At 36.8% G+C, this 19,862-nt stretch carries 16 protein-coding genes and 1 other RNA gene; 5 read left to right on the forward strand and 12 right to left on the reverse strand.

The window, feature by feature from the left end:
- Positions 1-539: 539 nt before the first annotated feature.
- Together GN105_RS02450 and pruA are read right to left on the reverse strand one after the other, a co-directional pair.
- Positions 540-1,301, reverse strand: a complete 762-nt coding sequence (locus GN105_RS02450) for a DUF6261 family protein (RefSeq protein ID WP_155283859.1) — start codon at positions 1,299-1,301, stop codon at positions 540-542.
- A gap of 521 nt (positions 1,302-1,822) precedes the next feature.
- Complete coding sequence (pruA, locus tag GN105_RS02455) at positions 1,823-3,448, reverse strand: L-glutamate gamma-semialdehyde dehydrogenase (RefSeq protein ID WP_155283860.1); 1,626 nt, start codon at positions 3,446-3,448, stop codon at positions 1,823-1,825.
- Positions 3,449-3,737: 289 nt separating this feature from the next.
- Between pruA and mfd the strand changes: the two genes are divergently transcribed.
- The 5 genes from mfd (at position 3,738) to rny (ending at position 9,559) form a co-directional block, all read left to right on the forward strand.
- On the forward strand, positions 3,738-7,073 hold the full coding sequence (gene mfd, locus GN105_RS02460) for a transcription-repair coupling factor (RefSeq protein ID WP_173014953.1): 3,336 nt from the start codon (positions 3,738-3,740) through the stop codon (positions 7,071-7,073).
- Between the two features lie 113 nt (positions 7,074-7,186).
- The gene (locus GN105_RS02465; protein WP_155283861.1) at positions 7,187-7,477 is read left to right on the forward strand and encodes a hypothetical protein; all 291 of its coding nucleotides are present in this window, start codon (positions 7,187-7,189) and stop codon (positions 7,475-7,477) included.
- A gap of 9 nt (positions 7,478-7,486) precedes the next feature.
- Positions 7,487-7,774, forward strand: coding sequence for a cell division protein ZapA (locus GN105_RS02470; protein ID WP_155283862.1), 288 nt, complete (start codon positions 7,487-7,489; stop codon positions 7,772-7,774).
- A 60-nt stretch (positions 7,775-7,834) separates the two neighbouring features.
- Positions 7,835-7,940, forward strand: a non-coding RNA gene (ssrS, locus tag GN105_RS02475) — 6S RNA.
- Between the two features lie 50 nt (positions 7,941-7,990).
- Positions 7,991-9,559 carry a ribonuclease Y gene (gene rny / locus GN105_RS02480; protein WP_155283863.1) on the forward strand — a complete coding sequence of 523 codons (1,569 nt, stop codon included), beginning with the start codon at positions 7,991-7,993 and terminating at the stop codon, positions 9,557-9,559.
- A 66-nt stretch (positions 9,560-9,625) separates the two neighbouring features.
- Here rny and GN105_RS02485 read toward each other — a convergent pair whose 3' ends face one another.
- The 10 genes from GN105_RS02485 to GN105_RS02530 form a co-directional block, all read right to left on the reverse strand.
- Positions 9,626-10,873 carry a BaiN/RdsA family NAD(P)/FAD-dependent oxidoreductase gene (locus GN105_RS02485; RefSeq protein ID WP_155283864.1) on the reverse strand — a complete coding sequence of 416 codons (1,248 nt, stop codon included), beginning with the start codon at positions 10,871-10,873 and terminating at the stop codon, positions 9,626-9,628.
- 78 nt (positions 10,874-10,951) lie between these two features.
- Positions 10,952-11,281, reverse strand: a complete 330-nt coding sequence (locus GN105_RS02490) for a 2Fe-2S iron-sulfur cluster-binding family protein (RefSeq protein ID WP_155283865.1) — start codon at positions 11,279-11,281, stop codon at positions 10,952-10,954.
- Between the two features lie 2 nt (positions 11,282-11,283).
- Positions 11,284-12,294 carry an RHS repeat domain-containing protein gene (locus GN105_RS12840; protein ID WP_173014954.1) on the reverse strand — a complete coding sequence of 337 codons (1,011 nt, stop codon included), beginning with the start codon at positions 12,292-12,294 and terminating at the stop codon, positions 11,284-11,286.
- A 137-nt stretch (positions 12,295-12,431) separates the two neighbouring features.
- Positions 12,432-13,484 carry an NAD(P)/FAD-dependent oxidoreductase gene (locus tag GN105_RS02500; RefSeq protein ID WP_155283867.1) on the reverse strand — a complete coding sequence of 351 codons (1,053 nt, stop codon included), beginning with the start codon at positions 13,482-13,484 and terminating at the stop codon, positions 12,432-12,434.
- A gap of 523 nt (positions 13,485-14,007) precedes the next feature.
- A complete protein-coding gene (locus GN105_RS02505) occupies positions 14,008-14,484 on the reverse strand; it encodes a CvpA family protein (RefSeq protein WP_155283868.1) in 477 nt (158 codons plus the stop codon).
- Between the two features lie 88 nt (positions 14,485-14,572).
- Positions 14,573-15,232 carry a deoxyribose-phosphate aldolase gene (deoC, locus tag GN105_RS02510; protein WP_155283869.1) on the reverse strand — a complete coding sequence of 220 codons (660 nt, stop codon included), beginning with the start codon at positions 15,230-15,232 and terminating at the stop codon, positions 14,573-14,575.
- Between the two features lie 191 nt (positions 15,233-15,423).
- Positions 15,424-15,765: a hypothetical protein gene (locus GN105_RS02515; RefSeq protein ID WP_155283870.1), complete on the reverse strand. Its 342-nt coding sequence runs from the start codon at positions 15,763-15,765 to the stop codon at positions 15,424-15,426.
- 338 nt (positions 15,766-16,103) lie between these two features.
- The gene (locus GN105_RS02520; protein ID WP_373279390.1) at positions 16,104-18,287 is read right to left on the reverse strand and encodes a S46 family peptidase; all 2,184 of its coding nucleotides are present in this window, start codon (positions 18,285-18,287) and stop codon (positions 16,104-16,106) included.
- A 79-nt stretch (positions 18,288-18,366) separates the two neighbouring features.
- On the reverse strand, positions 18,367-19,059 hold the full coding sequence (locus GN105_RS02525) for a DUF6261 family protein (protein WP_155283872.1): 693 nt from the start codon (positions 19,057-19,059) through the stop codon (positions 18,367-18,369).
- Between the two features lie 394 nt (positions 19,060-19,453).
- Positions 19,454-19,861, reverse strand: a complete 408-nt coding sequence (locus GN105_RS02530) for a hypothetical protein (protein ID WP_155283873.1) — start codon at positions 19,859-19,861, stop codon at positions 19,454-19,456.
- Position 19,862 lies beyond the last annotated feature (1 nt).

Here is a 19,862-nt window from a genome sequence, read left to right on the forward strand (position 1 = left end):
TTTTTAGTTTGCCTTATTCCTACTTGAAAAAATCTTCTCTTGTAAATGTAAAAGGTAAAACATTTTATGATAAAGTAAATATATTTTTATTTAACCATACAAAATCATTTTCAAGATTGATTTATATAAAAATTAAATTTTTTCTATACCCGTCACTCCGAGTGATTTGTGCAACAAAGTGGAACAAATCGTATCGAGGAGTAATAGTTCTCAATACACATTTTATCTATATTTCACTTTAATAAAATATAATCTAAAATAGATATTTTTAATTCTCATTATCCCAAATTATTTTTTAAACACAGTGAAACAAATCGATTTAGGATTAATAGTTCTCGATACACATTTTATCTGCGTGCACTTCGATAAAATGCACTCGAACTGACGATAATCAAAAACATTCAAACTTAAATAATATAAAAAAGCCTTAATAAGTGATGTGAAATGATTAAATAAAAATCATATACCTAAAATTCACTTATTAAAGCCTTTAAAAGAATTAGATAAAATCAAATTTCGATTTAAAATAGATTCTTTTATTATGATTCGGGCTTATTTTTATCCTTTTTTGAGGTCATTTTAGCAGCATTACGCCGAGCTATGATTGTATCTGCAAAGTATTTACGTCCGTTATTAATAACCCCGAGTGCTTTTGTGAAGAAATCATCATTACGGATACGAGCCAAAATAAAAGTATAGTCCGCTAAATCTTTATAAATATTGGTAAGCTCTTTTCTAAGCTCTTTCACATTGTAAGATGGTTTTTGTATTGCTTTGGAAGAGCGAATAGAAAATACTTCATTAAATTTTCTATTAGCTTCAGCCAGATTTGCAACAAATTTACCCAAAGATAATTCCTTAACAGCTTCCTTATATTCTTCATTTTGCAATCGCTCGGTGAGATTTGACAAACGATAAGTAGCTTGTTCATATCCGTCATTTTCTACGTTCTTATATTCTGAAAGAAGCAAACTAACGGTTGCAAAAGCATCTTTTTCTTTTTGATTGTTTGAATACTTATAAGCATTTGTAGCCGAACGAAGTGATTTAAGCAAATTATCTCTTTCTTTATCGGCTTTTTTAATTTTATAGGACTCTTCGCTACCTCTAACTTGGTCAATAGCTTCATCAAAGGTAGGTTTTTTGGTTTTGATAAGCTCAAACAATCGTTTGAAATCCTCATCTGTTTCCAAATCCAATCCCGATTTTTCAAAATCCTCAAAAAAACGCACTAATAATTGGGCAAATTCCGTATTCTTTAATCCGGAAAGATGAATGGTTGTCAATTTAAGATTTTTCATAGTTATATATTTTTTTAAAAAGTAAGTTTTTTAGTTGAATTATTGTCATCTCACATCAAGAAACAAACAATAATAATTATGAAAATATATTTTTAAGATGATTTATAATCTTTACTATAATTTTGATAATAATTATGATTAAAAATAAGATGAAAAATATCTAAAACAAGTCATATCAAGTTGAGAAACCAGAAACTGAATCTATTTTACAATTTCTCAAATCGAGAAATCACAAATGTATTTCAGTTTACAAAATCTCATACTGAAAAAATATATTTTTATTTCTTTTTACCTTTTCTCAGATTGAGATTTCATCAATCAAATTTATTTTATCATTTCTCAATCCGAGAAAATGATTTTATATTTCATTTCTGCTATTTTTATAACAAGAAATAGTCTTTTGAAGTTTTGTACGCTATTTTCTGTTTCGTGAAGATGATTTTTAAAGTTGTATTGTATCTTTTTTGATATAAATCTTTGCCAAATGCGTTTTGGCAAAGATTTATTTATTTGCAAACTGACTAACCTAAAAATGGATAGCGGTAATCCACAGGCGGAACAAAAGTTTCTTTAATCAATCGAGGTGAAACCCAACGCAATAAGTTCTGAGCTGAACCTGCTTTGTCATTTGTCCCCGAAGCACGAGCTCCACCAAAAGGCTGCTGCCCTACCACAGCTCCGGTTGGCTTGTCATTAATATAGAAGTTCCCCGCCGCATTTTCCAACGCCTTTATTGCTTGACTAAGAGCGTATCTGTCTTGCGAGAAAACAGCACCTGTAAGTGCATATTCCGAAGTTTCATCTACTAATTTGAGTGTTTTTTCCCATTTGTTATCGTCATATACATATACTGTTACCACCGGACCGAAAAGCTCCGTTTCCATAGTTGTATATTTCGGATTTGTAGTTACAATAACCGTAGGTTCAATAAAATATCCTTCCGATTTATCATAACCGCCCCCAACAAAAATCTCGGCATCGGTGTCTTTTTTTGCTTGGTCGATATATTTTGCCAATTTATCAAAGGAATTTTCATTGATTACCGCAGTAATGAAATTTTCCATATTCTCCGGAGTTCCCATCTTGAAAGAAAGTACATCTTCTTTCACAAAATTTAAAATTTCATCGGCTTTCGATTTGGGAAGATATACCCTTGATGCTGCCGAACATTTTTGTCCTTGAAACTCGAATGCTCCGCGTGTGATTGCCGTTGCTACTTGCTTGGAAATAGCCGACGGATGTGCTACGATGAAATCTTTTCCTCCGGTTTCGCCTACAATTTTTGGATAGGTCTTATAATTGTGAATGTTATTGCCTATTTTTTTCCAAATATCTTGAAAAACACCTGTTGACCCGGTGAAATGAATTCCGGCGAAATCAGGGCTGGCAAGAAGCGTTTCGGTAATCATTGCAGCGTCGCCATTGATGAAGTTGATTACCCCATCAGGAAGTCCGGCTTCTTTGAAAATTTGCATAATTACGTTTGCCGAAAATACTTGGGCGTTACTTGGTTTCCAGACAACTACGTTCCCCATTAGGGCAGCACTTGCCGGAAGATTACCTGAAATTGCCGTAAAGTTAAACGGCGTAACTGCATAAACGAATCCTTCCAACGGACGATATTCCACCCGATTCCAAACGCCATCTGTGGAGATAGGTTGGTCATTGTAGATATTCGTCATAAATTCCACGTTAAAACGAAGGAAATCAATCAATTCACAAGCCGAGTCGATTTCAGCCTGATGTACGGTTTTTGATTGAGCAATCATAGTTGCGGCATTGATTTTTGCTCGGTAAGGTCCCGCGATGAGTTCGGCTGCTTTCAAAAAGATAGAAGCCCGCTCTTGCCAAGAAAGAGCCGCCCATTTTTTGCGAGCCTCCAACGCAGTTGCGATTGCCTTCTCCACGTGTTGTTTCTCCGCAAGATGATATGTACCTACCACGTGTTTATGATTGTGCGGGGCAGTCATATTTTTGGTTTTACCGGTTCTGATTTGTTCCGCTCCAATATACAGAGGAACATCTATAGTACTATTCCATAACTCTTTATACGCTTTGAGAACAGCCTCTCGTTCGGGCGTTCCCTTCGCATATGATTTTACCGGCTCATTTACGGCTTTCGGCACTTTAAAAAATCCTTTTCCCATTGTAATTAATTATTTAAGTTTGATGATACAACGCAAAAGCTATAAACATTTTCTTTTACGTTACTATTTGTTTCGGCTAAGTTAAGAAAAAAACGCGAACTGCAAAAAAAAGAAACCATTCTTTTTTAATTTGTTAGTTTTTAGCTCTTTCAAAAGCGAGCTTAATCCTAAGAAAAATCAATGTAGAAATTTCAAAATATTTTTTCCTTCTTCATCTTTTTTCAAATAAAAAACCGATTTCACTTTGGTTCATTCCCAAAATAAATAGTAATTTTGCAGAAAAATTTTTGTGAAAACGAATCCCATTCTTCAAAAAATTTCTGAGAATACATCATACATTCAATTACTTTCAAAAATAGAAAAAGGCGAACGCTGTTTAACTATTAATCATTTGGCAGGAGCTTCGTTATCCTTTATCATTGCCAATCTTTATCAAAACACAAACCGAAATTTGTTCGTGATGCTTTCCGATAAAGAAGAAGCAGCTTATTTTTTGAACGATTTGGAAAGTTTGTTAGGCGATGAAAACGTAATTTTCTTCCCCGACAGTTACCGACGCCCGTATCAAATTGAGGACACGGATAACGCCAATGTGTTGCTTCGTGCCGAAGTGTTAAACAGATTAGGCTCACAGCAAACGCCCTTGATTGTAGTGAGTTATCCCGAAGCTCTTTTTGAGAAAGTAATCACACGCAAACAACTCGAAAAGAACACATTAAAAATCAAAAAAGGAGATGTTCTGCCCCTGGATTTTCTCAACGAAATGCTTTTCACATACAATTTTAACCGAACCGATTTCGTTACCGAACCCGGAGAATTTTCCGTACGTGGCGGTATTGTGGACGTGTTTTCATTCTCCAATAACGAGCCTTACCGTATTGAATTATTCGGAAATGAAGTTGAAAGCCTCCGAACCTTTGACGTGGAAACTCAGCTTTCTACACGGCAGCTTTCTCAAATTACTATCATTCCGAATGTGGAAAATAAAGAGAGTGAAGAAGTCCGCCAGTCATTTCTCGAATATATCTCAAAAGAAACGCTTTTCATAGGCAAAGATATTGACGCTTTTCAGGCAAAGATTGACCGTTTATTTCAAAAAGCAGTCGATATTTACGATAAAATGTCAAAAGAAGTCAAACATCTTGCTCCGGAAATGCTTTTTTGCCAAAGTTCAACCCTAACCGAGCAGATAAAAACCTTCCAAAGTTTATTTTCAGGGGCAAATTCATTGTTTCCGTCCGAAATCATCACATTCAGAACCAGTCCGCAACCCGCTTTTAACAAACAGTTTGAGCTTCTCATCGCTTATTTGAACGAAAAGCACGAAGAAGGTTTCACTAACTATATTATTTGTTCCACCGAGCAACAAGCCAAACGTTTTGACGATATCTTTAAGGAAATGGAACAAAAAGTATATTATCAGACCGCCATTTTATCGCTCCACAGCGGTTTTGTGGATTCGGGCAATAAAATCAACGTCTTTACCGACCATCAGATTTTTGAACGATATCATAAATTTCACCTGAAAAACGGATATGCCAAAAAGCAAGCCATTACGCTCAAAGAACTTACTCAACTCACTGTTGGCGACTACGTTACACACATCGACCACGGCATCGGGAAATTCGCCGGCTTGCAAAAAATTGAAGTAGAGGGCAAAATGCAAGAAGCCATCAAACTCATTTATGGCGACCGCGATGTACTTTTTGTAAGCATCCATTCCCTACACAAAATCACCAAGTACAACGGCAAAGACGGCAAACCACCAAAGATTTACAAATTGGGTTCGGGAGCGTGGAAAGCCTTGAAACAGAAGACTAAAGCCAAAGTAAAAGAAATCGCCTTTAACCTCATTCAGCTTTACGCCAAGCGGAAGGAAGCCAGCGGTTTTGCCTTTGCTCACGACAGTTATATGCAAAACGAATTGGAAGCATCGTTTCTGTACGAAGACACGCCCGACCAAAGCAAAGCTACTGCCGAAGTAAAAGCCGATATGGAAAGTCAAAAACCGATGGATAGGCTCGTATGTGGCGATGTTGGTTTCGGAAAGACGGAAGTTGCCATTCGGGCTGCCTTCAAAGCAGTTGATAACGGCAAACAAGTAGCTGTGCTTGTGCCGACTACCATTTTGGCATTTCAACACTATCAGACATTTAGCAACCGAATGAAAGATTTCCCCGTTCGGATTGATTACTTAAATCGTTTCCGCACAGCGAAAGAGAAAAAAAATATTTTGGAGGAACTTGCCAAAGGTTCGCTTGATATCATCATCGGAACGCATCAAATTGTAAACGAAAACGTTAAATACAAAGATTTAGGACTTCTAATTGTTGATGAGGAACAAAAATTTGGTGTGGGCGTGAAAGACAAACTCAAAATATTGAAAGAAAACCTTGACGTTCTGACGCTTACCGCAACGCCAATTCCGCGTACGTTGCAATTCAGCCTGATGGCAGCCAGAGATTTATCGGTCATTAACACGCCTCCGCCAAACCGTTACCCGATTGACAGTCAGGTTATCCATTTTAATGAAGAAATTATCCGCGATGCCGTTTTGTACGAAATTCAACGAGGCGGACAAGTATTTTTCATCAACAATCGGGTTGAAAATATCCGTGAAGTAGCGGGAATGTTGCAAAGGCTCGTCCCCGATGCCAAAATTGCTGTCGGACACGGACAAATGGACGGCAAAAAGCTCGAAGAAACGATGCTCGCCTTTATGGACGGAGCTTATGACGTGTTGGTAGCTACAACTATTATCGAAAGTGGTTTGGACGTGCCTAACGCCAATACGATTTTCATCAATAACGCTCATAATTTTGGTTTGTCTGACCTGCATCAAATACGTGGACGTGTAGGACGAAGCAACAAAAAAGCGTTTTGTTATTTTATCACACCTCCGTTTGTGGCAATGTCGGACGATGCCCGAAAACGCATACAAGCCATTGCTCAATTTTCCGATTTGGGAAGTGGTTTTAACATCGCGATGAAGGATTTGGAAATACGCGGGGCGGGCGACCTTCTCGGTGGCGAACAAAGCGGATTCATCAACGAAATCGGGTTTGAAACCTATCAGAAAATTCTGCAAGAAGCCATCGTAGAACTGAAAGAAAACGAATTTTCCGACTTGTATCAAACCAAAGAAGAAGACAAATCGTACCTAAGTGATACGCATATCGACAGTGATTTTGAACTTTTGTTCCCCGACACATACATAAACCGAGTTGCCGAACGCTTAAACCTTTATAATGAACTGAGTAACATCACTTCGGAAACCGATTTATTAACTTACGAAACGAATCTGATTGACCGCTTCGGGCAACTGCCTTCGCAAGCCGTTGATTTACTCAATAGCGTACGCCTAAAATGGATTGCGACCAAAATGGGCATCGAAAAGTTAGTGATGAAAAACGGAAAAATGACAGGCTATTTTATTTCCGACCAACAAAGTCCGTTTTACCAAAGTCCACGTTTTCATAAGGTATTGCAATTCGTACAACACTTCCCCGACCGATGCAAAATGCAGGAAAAAGAAACCCGCAACGGGCTTAGGTTGTTGTTAATCTTTGAGCGAATTACTTCGGTAGATAAAGCCTTAAATATTATGCAATTACTTGAAAAGTAAAAACTCTATTGATTCGTGATAAAACTTCAAAAAAATAATTAGTTTGTTAAAAAATTGCTTTTTACATATTTCTGTTTTAACTTTGCAAACCAGAGAATATTAAAGAATTTGCAATGAGTAATATCAGCAATTTGGTGGAGTTACTTGAGGAAAAGGCGACTTCTTTGAAAGGGAAAGTAGATAAATTAAAATCTGAAAACCAGAAACTTATCCAAACTATTGAAACACTAACTCAGGAAAAAAAAATTTTAGAGAAAGAAGTTTTGGTTTGGAAAGAAAAAAACGAAGCCGCAAAAATCGCAAATAGTATTCTTGGCAGTAATGAGAATAAAACAAAAGCAAAATTAAAAATAAACGCTTTAATTCGGGAAATTGACGCTTGCATCGCTCAACTTTCAAAATAAAATTCAAAAATGGATAATACCTTGAAAATAAAGCTTTCCATCGCTGATAGAGTTTATCCATTGGTCATAGAACCACAGCAGGAAGAGGGATTCAGAAAGGCTGCGAAGGAAATTAATGAAATGATTCATAATTTTGAACGAAACTATGAATTGAAAGATAAAAGAGATGCTTTGGCTATGTGTACCATCGTTTTAGCTACACAAATTGAACAAGCTAAAATTGATGAAAGTAATCAAGATTTAACAATTAAAGAAAAATTAGAAAATATTAATAAAATGATAGATTCTATCATTTAAACAAAATAAGTTCTTTAGAATAGCAAAATTACTGCCTACATTGATTGCACTTTTTGGTAAACTCAACATTTACAACTTAATAAAGGGTAAGTGGAGTTGTTAAAGCGAGCCGTCCCAGAACGGATACTTGACCAACTCAGTAGCCCTAAACCTGTTTTAGGAGTTTACAAAACTCTTATCAATGTAGGCTTTTTTTATATATAATTTTATTAACAAATGACGACACTTATATTAGGAATTGTAGTTGCAACCATTTTCGGATTAGTTATTGGGTTTGCAATCGCAAAAGTTTTAGAAAAGAAAAACGCCTCGAAAATCATCACGAATGCTCAAACAGAAGCAAGTACACTGCTAAAAGACGCAAAAAATGAGGCAGAAAACATCAAAAAAGATAAGATTTTACAAGCAAAAGAGAAATTTTTGGAATTGAAGTCTGAACACGAAAAAGTAATTGCGAGTAAAGACAAAAAAATGGCGGAAGCCGAAAAACGTATTCGTGATAAAGAATCACAAGTTTCCAACGAATTAGCTCAAAACAAGCGTCTTAAAGAAGATTTAGAAAACAAAAACAAAGAAGCTGACCAACGCCTACAAAACATTGATAAAAAGCAAGAGGAAATTGAGCGTTTACATAAAAATCAAGTAAAACAATTAGAGCTAATCTCTGGACTTTCAGCAGAGGAAGCAAAAACACAGCTCACAGATTCACTAAAAAGTGAAGCACAGGCTGATGCAATGGCTTACATTCAAAGTACCATTGAAGAGGCTAAATTAACCGCCCGACAAGAAGCTAAAAAGATAATTATCAACACAATACAAAGAATAGGAACAGAAGAAGCGATTGACAATTGTGTTTCTGTTTTCAACTTGGAGTCCGACGACATCAAAGGGCGTATCATTGGGCGTGAAGGGCGAAACATTCGTGCTTTGGAAGCTGCTACCGGAGTTGAAATTATTGTAGATGACACTCCTGAAGCAATTATTTTATCTTGCTTTGATGCTGTTCGCAGAGAAATTGCAAGGCTTTCATTGCATAAACTGGTTACGGACGGACGTATCCATCCTGCTCGTATTGAAGAGGTTGTAGAAAAAACGACCAAACAAATCGAAGATGAAATCGTAGAAATCGGTAAACGTACCGTAATTGATTTAGGAATTCACGGACTGCATCCGGAATTGGTCAAATGCGTTGGACGTATGAAATATCGTTCTTCGTATGGTCAAAATTTGCTCCAGCATTCACGTGAAGTTTCAAAATTATGCGGATTAATGGCAGCTGAATTAGGGTTAAACGTAAAATTAGCAAAACGTGCGGGATTACTGCACGACATCGGGAAAGTGCCACAAGTTGAAACTGAAGTACCTCACGCAATATTAGGTATGGAATGGGCAGAAAAATTCGGGGAAAAACCTGAAGTTTGCAACGCTATTGGAGCTCACCACGATGAGATTGAAATGACCTCACTCCTCTCGCCTATTGTGCAAGTTTGCGACGCCATCAGCGGAGCTAGACCTGGAGCCAGACGCCAAGTGTTAGATTCATACATTCAGCGTTTAAAAGACTTGGAAGATGCAGCTTTTTCTTTCCAAGGAGTTAAAAAAGCCTATGCTATTCAAGCAGGTCGTGAGTTACGTGTAATCGTTGAAAGTGAAAAAGTTAGTGACGATAAAGCTGCTGAACTTTCATTCAATCTTTCACAAAAAATACAAACGGATATGACCTATCCGGGACAAGTTAAGATTACGGTTATTCGAGAAACAAGAGCCGTGAACATAGCAAAATAAATTTTGTTTTCATAGTTGAATGATGAAAAACAGCCCTAATTTTTAAAATATATTGGGCTGTTTTTTTTATTTTGTATTTAATTTATCCACGATGGCTTGAGCTATTAAATATCCTCCTGTCCACGCATTTTGGAAATTGAATCCTCCTGTAATGGCATCAACATCAATAACTTCTCCTGCCAAGTACAAATCTTTTAATAATTTACTTTCAAAAGTTTTAAAATTGATTTCAGATAGAGAAACTCCTCCTGCAATAACAAATTCTTCCTTAAAAGTTGATTTTCCCTCTATTTTGAATTGAGAAGATGTCAGTGCCTGTGCCAAATGACGAATTTGAGCCTTACTTACCTCTGACCAAAGTTCGTTTGGGTTCACCCCTCCCTTTTCTAACAATCTATTCCACAACCGTTTAGGAAGATTAAATATGCTCGTGTTTTGTAACATTTTTCGAGGTTGATTTTGTTTTATCTTCTGTAATAAAGAAATGACTTCTTCCGTATGAATTTCTTCTGAGTCATTAACCAGCCAATTTACCTCCAAGATGCACTGATAATTTCTTTCTGCCAAAATCCTTGCTCCCCACGCTGAAAGTTTTAATACGGCAGGACCACTAAATCCCCAATGAGTAATTAGCAAAGGGGCTATACTTTTAATTTTCAAGGACTTCCCTTCATTATCTCGAAGCATAACTTGCGACATAACTGCAATTCCCGCCAAATCTTTTATAAATAAGTCCGAGGTGTTAAATGTAAACAAAGAGGGAACCGGAGGCACAATGGTATGTCCCAATTCTGCTAATAATTTCCAAATTTTCGGATTGCTTCCGGTAGTTATAACCAATTTTTTGGTAAAGAAAGTTCGGGCGTTTGTTGATACTTCCCAACCGTTTTCCGACCGGAAAAACCGAGTTACATTTTGGGAGGTTAATAATTCTATTTTAAATTGTTTTGATAGTCGTATGAAGCAATCAATAATTGTTTGTGAGCTGTTTGAAGCAGGAAAAATGCGTCCGTCAGGTTCTGTCTTTAAATGTACGCCTCTGTTTTCAAACCACTCTATTGTATCGCCACACATAAATCGATGGAATGGGCTTAGCAGCTCCTTCTCTCCTCTCGGGTAGTTTTTTACTAAGTTTTGAGGAATAAACTCGGCGTGGGTTAAATTGCAACGTCCCCCTCCTGAAATTTTTACTTTGGTAAGTACATCTTTTCCTTTCTCAATGATACCTATTCTTAAAAGAGGATTTTTCTCAGCACAATTAATTGCTGTAAAAAAACCTGCTGCACCACCTCCGATGATTAACACATCAAACATAAATCAAAAAATTTAAAGCTCAAAATCCAAAAATTTCTTTGAGTTTTGAGCTTGTATTATATCGTAAAATATTACTTTCTATGGATATGGAGCCAAGATGACTTCCAAACCGTTAATTTCTTCCGTAATAGGGATTTGACAGCCTAACCTGCTGTTTTCTTTCACGTGATATGCCTCAAAAAGCATCGCCTCTTCTTCATCAGATTTCTCAGGTAGAGGCACATCATTTTGTACATAACACTGACACGAAGCACACATTGCCATACCGCCACAAACGCCAATTTCCCCATCTTGAGCAATTTCGTAGGCTTTCATTACTTCCATCAGGTTCATATTCATATCTGTGGGAGCTTTCAACTCGTACAGTACACCATCACGATCCGTTATTTTCAGGCTAATATCATTCATTTTTAATAGTATTCAATTTTTCGGATTCTAATTTTAGAAGGAGTTCCATTTTCGTAAAGTACAGCTTCTTTCCAATTCCCTTTTTTGTCGAAAGAATATTTGTACTGATGGTCAAATTCCGGAGTTCTGTGGAGTTCCAGCAAACCGTTTTCACTGAATATTTTTTTCGAAATTACACCTGTTTTGCTTTTTATGGTTTCCACCTTACCGGAAGGTTTGTAAAGAATGGTCATTTCCAAGTAAACATCAGGGTTGTCCTCGGCTGAGCAAACTGTACGTACGAGCTTTCCGTTTTTATCGTATTCATAAGAGCAGACCGTTTCTTCGTTTTCTTGGTTTACAAATTTAGCTTTAACCAATTTATTTTGTCTATTGTACTGATTTTCTGTACGTAAGAACACCTGACGCTCAGGAAAAGACTCCTCCGAGAAAGTAACCTTTCTGTGCTTGTTATACTTGAATGTTTCGTTTTTCGTATATTCAATACGAGGTTGATTCTCCAAATCAACAGTTTGATTTTCAGCGTCGTGAAACTGTTCTTCAGAAAATATAGGTTTACCTGTTTTCTTGCTTTTTCCTATGCAATTTCCTAAATCATCATAGGTAAAAACAACCGTTTTTAGCAACTGACTTCCCTCGTGTTCTTCAATCTGCACCAAACGTTTTTTCTCATCATAGGTGTACTGCTTATTAACGACAAAATTTCCGTCAGAAACGTTGAAATTAGTTTGGCTTTTAACCAACTTTCCTGTAGAATCATACAGAAACTCAACTTTTCCGAAAGGATTCCCTTCTGCATAATAACTAACTGAATTCGTGTTCTTTCCTGTTCTGTCAAATTCGTATGAAACGTTAGTTTTTGTGTACTTTGATTCGTTTTTCTCAATGTTCCAATCTTCAACAAAAGGATAGATATTATATCTTTTCCCATCGATGGTTCTCTTTCCCTTCGGATTCGCCTCCAAAAAATAGGAAAAATCTTCAATTTTTTTAACTTTTCCTTTGATTGACAATCTTTTAGGACTTATTGTATCTGTTTGAGCTTGTAGCGTAGTTATACTTATTGTGAACAGTAGGAATAAGTAAAATTTATTTATTTCTCTCATCATCATTAATCTTTCGTTAGTACTCTATATGCTTTTTAAATATCTCATTCTATTGATTTTACCACAGCTTTTTCAGCTTCCTTACGGCTTCCGTCAAAACCATCAACTCCCGCTACTGTTGTATATTTCAGAACATATTTTTTTCCCGGATTTAACCGATTGTAAATGCTTTGACACATCAATGTTGCTTCGTGAAATCCGCAAAGAATTAATTTCAATTTGCCCGGATATGTATTAATATCTCCGATGGCGTAAATTCCTTCTATATTTGTCTGATAGTCAAGTGCATTATTCACTTTAATTGCATTCTTTTCAATTTCAAGCCCCCAATCGGCGATGGGTCCTAATTTCGGCGTAAGCCCAAACAATGGAATGAAATAGTCTGTTTCTACTTCTTGTCGAACTCCCTCTTTTTCTAAAATGAGTGATTCTACCTTTCCATTTCCTTTTATTTCAATAACTTCACAAGGAGTAATCAGATTGATTTTTCCTTCATTTTTAAGTTCTTTTACTTTTTCTACGGAATCCAAAGCTCCACGAAATTCGTTTCGACGATGAACCAAAGTTACTGATTTCGCTATATTTGCAAGATAAATACTCCAATCCAAAGCTGAATCTCCTCCCCCTGCAATTACCACACGTTTTCCTGCGTATTGCTCCGGATTTCTTACAAAATACTCAACTCCTTTTTCTTCATAATCAGCAATATTCTGAAGTTCAGGTTTTCGTGGCTCAAATGTACCCAATCCGCCTGCGATGGCTACTGCTTTTCCTTTGATTTGAGTACCTTTATTGGTTGTTACGATAAAGGTGCCATCATCAAGTTTGTCTATATGCTCGGCGGTTTCCGAAAGCGTAAATTCAGGTTGAAATTGTTTGATTTGTTCCATCAAATTATCAACGAGTTCTCCTGCTCCCACGCTTGGGTATCCCGGAATATCAAAAATCGGTTTTTTAGGATATAATTCAGCCAATTGCCCTCCGGGTTGTGGTAATGTATCAATCAGATGGCATTTTAATCTGAGTAATCCCGCCTCAAAAACGGCAAAAAGCCCCGTGGGACCTGCTCCTATGATTATAATATCTGTTTCTTTCATTCTTTTATATTTAAAAACAATCAATTATAGCTCAATTCTTTATTGAAAATACATCAAAAAGCAGAAAAAACTTTCTTTATCTTTTCACACAAAGATAGATTTTTAAAATTGAATATAATTCAAGGAAAGAAATTTGTAATTTTTTGTGATACACAATCACTTTTTGCAGAACTGCTCACAGTAGTAAATTAAAGACAATAATTTTGATTCTCGGTTTTGGCGATTTTGTCCCAAAAGTTCATCTGATTCTCCTCCCTTACAACATTACTTTCCCAAAAATCTGTTTGTTTTTCTTTTCAATGTATAATAAACTTGCCTCTTTTCCTTTTCGTCATTAAACTTTCATTAACAAAGTTGTTCCTCTACGTCATTTTTTTAAGACAATCACTTTATTTCTAATAAAAAATCGTCGCAAAGATATACAATTCACTCAGTATATATCAAAAGATATTGTTAAATATAACTTCACAAAAATTCATTTTCACCATTTTTAACAAAACTCATCAATATATTTACATATTTTTTAGAAAACATTTGCATAGAAAAGATTCCCTATAGCTTTTATAGGCTCATATAGCTTTGAATTTAGAAGTGTTTCTTCCGGTATCCACTTTGTTATTTGCCACGTTTTCTCAAGAACCAAAAACAATGTCCCTGCAATAACGGCTATCTTTAAAACTCCGAAAATTCCTCCTGCAAGTCGATTTAAAAATCCCAAAGATACCGATTCTGCCAGCGTGGTAAGGAATTTAGCCAATAGCATCACAGCTAACATAATCAATATCAATGTAAAGGCAAACGAAAGGGCTTCTGTTGTAGATTTATCCAACGAAAAATATTGATTCAAAATTCCGGCTATGTAAAACGAAAAGTGAATTGCCCCATAGATGCCCAAAATGATAGCAAGCAGTGAAGCCAGCTCAACAATCACTCCTCTCCAAAGACCTCGAATTAAGCCAAATCCTAAAAAAATCAGCAATATGACATCTACTGTATTCATCCCTATTTTATCATTAAAAAACAAGAATATGATAATTCGGACATCATAAAACAATTTTCCAAATTATCATATTTATAACAATATCAGATTAATATCCCTCACCTTTTCCTCCTGTTACAATGGCAATTCCGTTAGAAGTCCCAATGCGTTCTACTCCCAAATCAATGTATTGTTTTGCAGTTTGAAAATCACGAACGCCACCGGAAGCTTTTATTTTTGCATTCCCATTTACAGCTTCTTTCATAAGTTGGACATCGGAAATAGTTGCTCCGCCTGAGCCAAATCCGGTGGAAGTTTTTACAAAATCAGCACCTGCTTTTACTGAAAGCTCACAAGCCAAACGTTTTTCATCGTCAGTCAAATAACAAGTTTCTAAAATGACTTTCAACACTTTATTCCCACAAGCTTTTTTAATAAGAGCTATTTCCTCACGCACTTTCTCAACCTCGCCCGATTGCAACCAACCTACATTGATTACCATATCAATTTCGTCAGCTCCATCGGCAATAGCTCGTTCAGTTTCAAACACTTTTGCAGCCGTACTCATTGCCCCAAGCGGAAAACCGACAACACTACATACCTTTATTTCTGTTCCTTTCAGAAATTCTTTTGCGTAAGACACATATCCGCTATTTACACAAACGGAAAAAAAATCATACTTCACGGCTTCTGCACAAAGGTTTTCAATTTCGGAAACAGTAGCCGTAGCTTTCAAAAGTGTGTGGTCGATATATTTATTAAGTTTCATAATTTGTGATATATTTTTCGATAATAAATAAAACTCTGCAAAGTTACAATTTATTACTTTTTGGACAAGTGTTTTTAACGAGAAACGAGAGTTATCACATTAGTTAATTTGAGAACTCTCGTTGTAATATCGAATGTAATATATTTCAAAAAATCTATCAAAGAAGCAGAATTTCTTTTTCTAATCCTTTATTATTGAGATTTTTTTTGATTATTCCTATTGATGGAGTCTGCTTTTCTTCTCTTTAAAAATTCGTTGTATTCTTTTCTTGAAATAGAATCCCGCTTTCTACCCTCTTTCATCATTTGTTCAAATTCTTCAAGAGAAGATATAACAATAGCGTTCTTTTTGTCTGCCTCCGTAGCATCGAAGAAATGTATGCTACTTTCATCAACACCATTGCTAATTAAGATGTTACGAATTCTTTCCTTTGTAGCTTCTTTATCTTTCTGCTTAGTAGGGGTTTCTTCCTTATTATTACAACCTATTAAGGTGAATAATGAGATGCATAAATAAAAAAATATTTTTTTCATATTTGTGAAGTTTTAGATTATAGAAGAAATAACCTGAACCTGCTTTTATTATGAAGGATTTAATGTGTGATTCAGTTAAAAGATACTCTAAGTAAGTATGTCTTCAAAAGATAATTGGTGCTGTTTCATAGGCTCAAAGTATTTGTGAAAAGATTAATTCCTCACCTACAAAAATACGGATATTTTATCTGACAATCAAAGTAATTTAACTTCTCATTAACTTTTAGATGTTTGAAATTTAGAGAATTGTTTCCTTATGTGCGAGTGCCTCTGTTAAACAACGAGGGCGTTCGCATTGATTAATGCGAACGCCTCCTGATGTAAAACGTATTTATATTTTACCTGCGTTTTCTTTTTGATTTTTTGGATGAAGACGCATTTTTCTTCGGATGGACGAGCTTCATCTCATCAATGAGGCGTTTGGCTCCGGCGTATTTGTCAATGATGAACAATACGTAGCGAATATCCACCATAATATTACGACAGATTTCAGGGTCGTAATGAATATCGCTCATTGTGCCTTCCCACACGCGGTCGAAGTTTAAACCGATAAGGTTTCCGTGTGCATCGATGGCAGGGCTTCCCGAATTTCCGCCTGTGGTGTGGTTCGTAGCAATGAAACAAACAGGCATTTTGCCGTTTTTGTCAGCGTAAGCTCCAAAATCTTTCTTCTCATACAAGTCACGTAATTTCTGCGGAACGTCAAATTCGTAGTCGCCAGGAACGTATTTTTCCATCACGCCTTCCAAATAGGTTACAGGGCTGTAATACACGGCATCGGCAGGAGCGTACCCTTTTACTTTTCCGTAAGTAACACGCAATGTACTATTTGCATCAGGGAAAATTCTATCCTCAGGTTTTGAAAACTCTAAAATGGCTTTCATATACGTACGTTGCAAAGCCTCAATATCCGCATTCAAACGCCCATAGGTTGGAGCAACCTCTTTAGCAAAACTATTTATCAACTCGGAAACAAACTGCATACCTACATCGTTTTTAATAAGTTCGGCAAACGTTTCGGGTGAAGCTGCCAGTAGTTTTTCCACGCCCGCTTCGGTAGCTAATAATGAATTTTCATAAAGATTTTCCGCCAGCGTTTTTGCGTTGAAGTTTTGCAAATTTTCTGTCAGAAATTGTTTCGGCATATTTTCAGCATAGAACACCACGGCTTTTTCAAACACATCTTTATCCACGGCTTTTTCATAATCTTTGAATACGCCTTTGAAGGTTGATTGCAAGTTTTTCTTTCTGTCATTAAAAGATTGCTCGCCACGACTTTGCAGAATGTTTTGTAATTGCCAAATGCGATAGCCGTTGGTAAGCAAATCAATGTTTCGCAACATAAATTCACTGAATAAATCATTCGCTAAAGCGTACGGCTCAACTTCTTTATATTTTTTAGAAAAGTCCGAAAGCAAATGCCCGTATTCTGCTTGTTTTCCACCCTTTTGAACGTTGCTTTTGAAACGCTCTTCCTGCTTTTGCTTTAATGCCACTGCATCGGATTTTTTCAGTCCCTGACTTTCGCCAATCCATTTTTTCCAATAGTTTGCCACGCGGGCGTATTTGGAAGCATATTTAATCTTAATGGCTTGGTCTTTACGCATATATCCGTCCTGTACTTTTAGTACCACATCACGAATCCCGATTTTAGCAGGATTCAAAACCTCAACGATTTGCTGTACGGCAACCGCCGGAAGGTATTCTTGCGTACGCCCCGGATATCCGAAAACCATCGTAAAGTCGTCTTGCGAAATTCCGTCTAACGAAATTGGGAAATAATGCTTGGGCGTGTAAGGTACGTTGTCTTTGGAATACTCGGCAGGACGATTATTTTTGTCGGCATAGATGCGGAAAAGAGCAAAGTCTCCCGTATGTCGTGGCCATACCCAATTATCTGTATCTGAGCCAAATTTTCCGATGGAAGACGGCGGAGTTCCCACCAAACGCACATCTTTGAAGTTTTCCACCACGAACAAAATATATTGGTTTCCGTTGTAAAAAGCTCGTACGCGGTTTTCCTGCCACGCTTCTTTGGGTGAATTTTTCACCAACTCAGCAATGTTTTTTTCAATGATTTTGGCTTTTTCGTCCTCAGCTGCAACACCTTCTGTGCTTTTTAATACGGCAGAAGTAACGTCCTCAATACGAACGATAAACGTTGCAGTTACACCAGGATTAGGCAACTCTTCTTCCAGCGTTTTTGCCCAAAAGCCGTGAGCCAAATAATCGTTTTCCACAGAGGAATGCGACTGAATTTCGCCATATCCGCAGTGATGATTGGTAAGGAGCAATCCTTTTGGAGAAATGACTTCGGAAGTACAACCCCCGTCAAAGTGCGGTACGGCATCTTTCAAAGAGGAATGATTGACGCTGTAAATATCGGCAGCCGACATTTTCATTCCCAACGATTGCATTTCTTTTTCGTTCATTCCTTCCAAAAGCGAAGGAATCCACATTCCGCCCTGTTGCCCGTAAAGCGAAACCGAGCAGAGTAAAAGTAAAAGTTTTACGTATTTCATCATTTGTATCGTCATTGATTTATTTTTTATATTTTTCAGTATGAACAGGTTACCCATACCTGTAATTAAGTACAAAAAGCTACTTTTTCCCTCGCCGATTGATGGTTACATTGGCATCATCAATTACTTGTGAAACCACCTTTGCGAAGTTAGCGTAAGTACTTTCTTCCTGTAAAGCAGCCAGATAACTAATCAATTTTGCATTGATAAGCCCCAATAAAGGTTTTTTCAGTGCTGTTGCCGACTCGTCGAATTCTTGTTCGGAAAGGGATTTTTCGTACGCCATTCGCTCGGTATGAAAAGCCGTTTGACGGGTGCGAAGCTCCTCTATCGTATCGGATACTCCCAAAAGTTTTCCGATAGCTTCCTGCAATTCGGCAGCGGAAAAATCTCGTAAAAGCGATTCGATATGTGCCGATTCACTCGAATAGTTTTCACGTGTGATTTTCGTCCCATAACGCTCAAAAACAGCATATAGTTTTTCGGCATTTTCACGGATTTCAGGCGAACGCATCGAGCGATACCCCAGCAATATGTTACTTAAATTCATAATCGTTTCGTCACGCAGATTGTCCGCTTCTTCCAATTTGGAAACGGCAACTTCTTTTTTGATAGCCACCGAAAGTGCCGTAGCCTGTGTATCAATTTTCGTAAACAGATTTTTCAAAAAAGCATCTGTTTGTAAATCATTTTCCTGATGAAAAAGCCCTACCAAACGATGAGCTATATCTGCCAATTCGGAAACACGTACTATTGTTAATAATCGTTTCATTGTATATAAATTTTGAGTAATTCGACTTATGATTTTTGGTGGTGTTGTAAAAAGTATGATGGTAGTTCTGATGGTAATTCTGATTGTCAGGCTGAGCGAAGTCGAAACCCTGTAATGATAAGGCTTCGACTTCGCTCAGCCTGACAAAAAAATTTCTTTTTTAAGACATCATACTTTTTACATCACCTCCTGATTTTTTAGTCATTAACAGCTTCACCTTGCAGAAGCTAACGACTAAAAAGTTATTTACATCTTCTTTCTGAAGAAACCTTTAACTAAATGATTGCATTTTTCTGCAATCCTTAGGTAATTATGACTAAATAGTTACCACTCCAAACAACGCAAGCAGAGGTTTGACTATTTAGTTACGACATTATTTTACCCGATTGATGCCTTATTCTGTTTTGTTTTTAGAGACTTCCATCACGGGAACTAATCCTTCCGAAGGCATATAAATTATCTGCGGAAGATTGCCTTTGTCTGCCAATTTTTCGAGCGTTCGGATAAATAAATACTGATTATACACCGAGTTAAGCGTTCCGTTTTCGATTTTCATTGCCTCTGCCATACCTCTTGCTCTCTCAATTTCGGCTTGAGCGTTAAGTTTTTCGGCTTCCAATCGAGCTTTGGCTTCTTCGATAAGAATTTTTCGGTTTTGTTCGGCTTTTGCCATTTCGGCTTTTCCTGCCATTTCTTGTTGCCATACGTTATAGATTGGCAAACCAAACATCATCACTACAATAATGATAACCACCACAGAGACTGTGCCTACAATTGCTGAAATTGGTAATTTTGATTTCATA

This window comes from Capnocytophaga felis (assembly GCF_009684755.1).
Classification (GTDB): Bacteria; Bacteroidota; Bacteroidia; order Flavobacteriales; family Flavobacteriaceae; genus Capnocytophaga; species Capnocytophaga felis.

Bases quoted from the DNA above. Each gene is read 5' to 3' on its own strand.
- GN105_RS02450 (WP_155283859.1), bottom strand. From the start codon at position 1,301: ATGAAAAATCTTAAATTGACAACCATTCATCTTTCCGGATTAAAGAAT.
- rny (WP_155283863.1), top strand. From the start codon at position 7,991: ATGACGACACTTATATTAGGAATTGTAGTTGCAACCATTTTCGGATTA.
- GN105_RS02505 (WP_155283868.1), bottom strand. From the start codon at position 14,484: ATGAATACAGTAGATGTCATATTGCTGATTTTTTTAGGATTTGGCTTA.
- GN105_RS02515 (WP_155283870.1), bottom strand. From the start codon at position 15,765: ATGAAAAAAATATTTTTTTATTTATGCATCTCATTATTCACCTTAATA.
- GN105_RS02530 (WP_155283873.1), bottom strand. From the start codon at position 19,861: ATGAAATCAAAATTACCAATTTCAGCAATTGTAGGCACAGTCTCTGTG.
- GN105_RS02485 (WP_155283864.1), bottom strand. From the start codon at position 10,873: ATGTTTGATGTGTTAATCATCGGAGGTGGTGCAGCAGGTTTTTTTACA.
- GN105_RS02465 (WP_155283861.1), top strand. From the start codon at position 7,187: ATGAGTAATATCAGCAATTTGGTGGAGTTACTTGAGGAAAAGGCGACT.
- GN105_RS02525 (WP_155283872.1), bottom strand. From the start codon at position 19,059: ATGAAACGATTATTAACAATAGTACGTGTTTCCGAATTGGCAGATATA.
- deoC (WP_155283869.1), bottom strand. From the start codon at position 15,232: ATGAAACTTAATAAATATATCGACCACACACTTTTGAAAGCTACGGCT.
- GN105_RS02470 (WP_155283862.1), top strand. From the start codon at position 7,487: ATGGATAATACCTTGAAAATAAAGCTTTCCATCGCTGATAGAGTTTAT.
- pruA (WP_155283860.1), bottom strand. From the start codon at position 3,448: ATGGGAAAAGGATTTTTTAAAGTGCCGAAAGCCGTAAATGAGCCGGTA.
- GN105_RS02520 (WP_373279390.1), bottom strand. From the start codon at position 18,287: ATGAAATACGTAAAACTTTTACTTTTACTCTGCTCGGTTTCGCTTTAC.
- GN105_RS02500 (WP_155283867.1), bottom strand. From the start codon at position 13,484: ATGAAAGAAACAGATATTATAATCATAGGAGCAGGTCCCACGGGGCTT.
- GN105_RS02490 (WP_155283865.1), bottom strand. From the start codon at position 11,281: ATGAATGATATTAGCCTGAAAATAACGGATCGTGATGGTGTACTGTAC.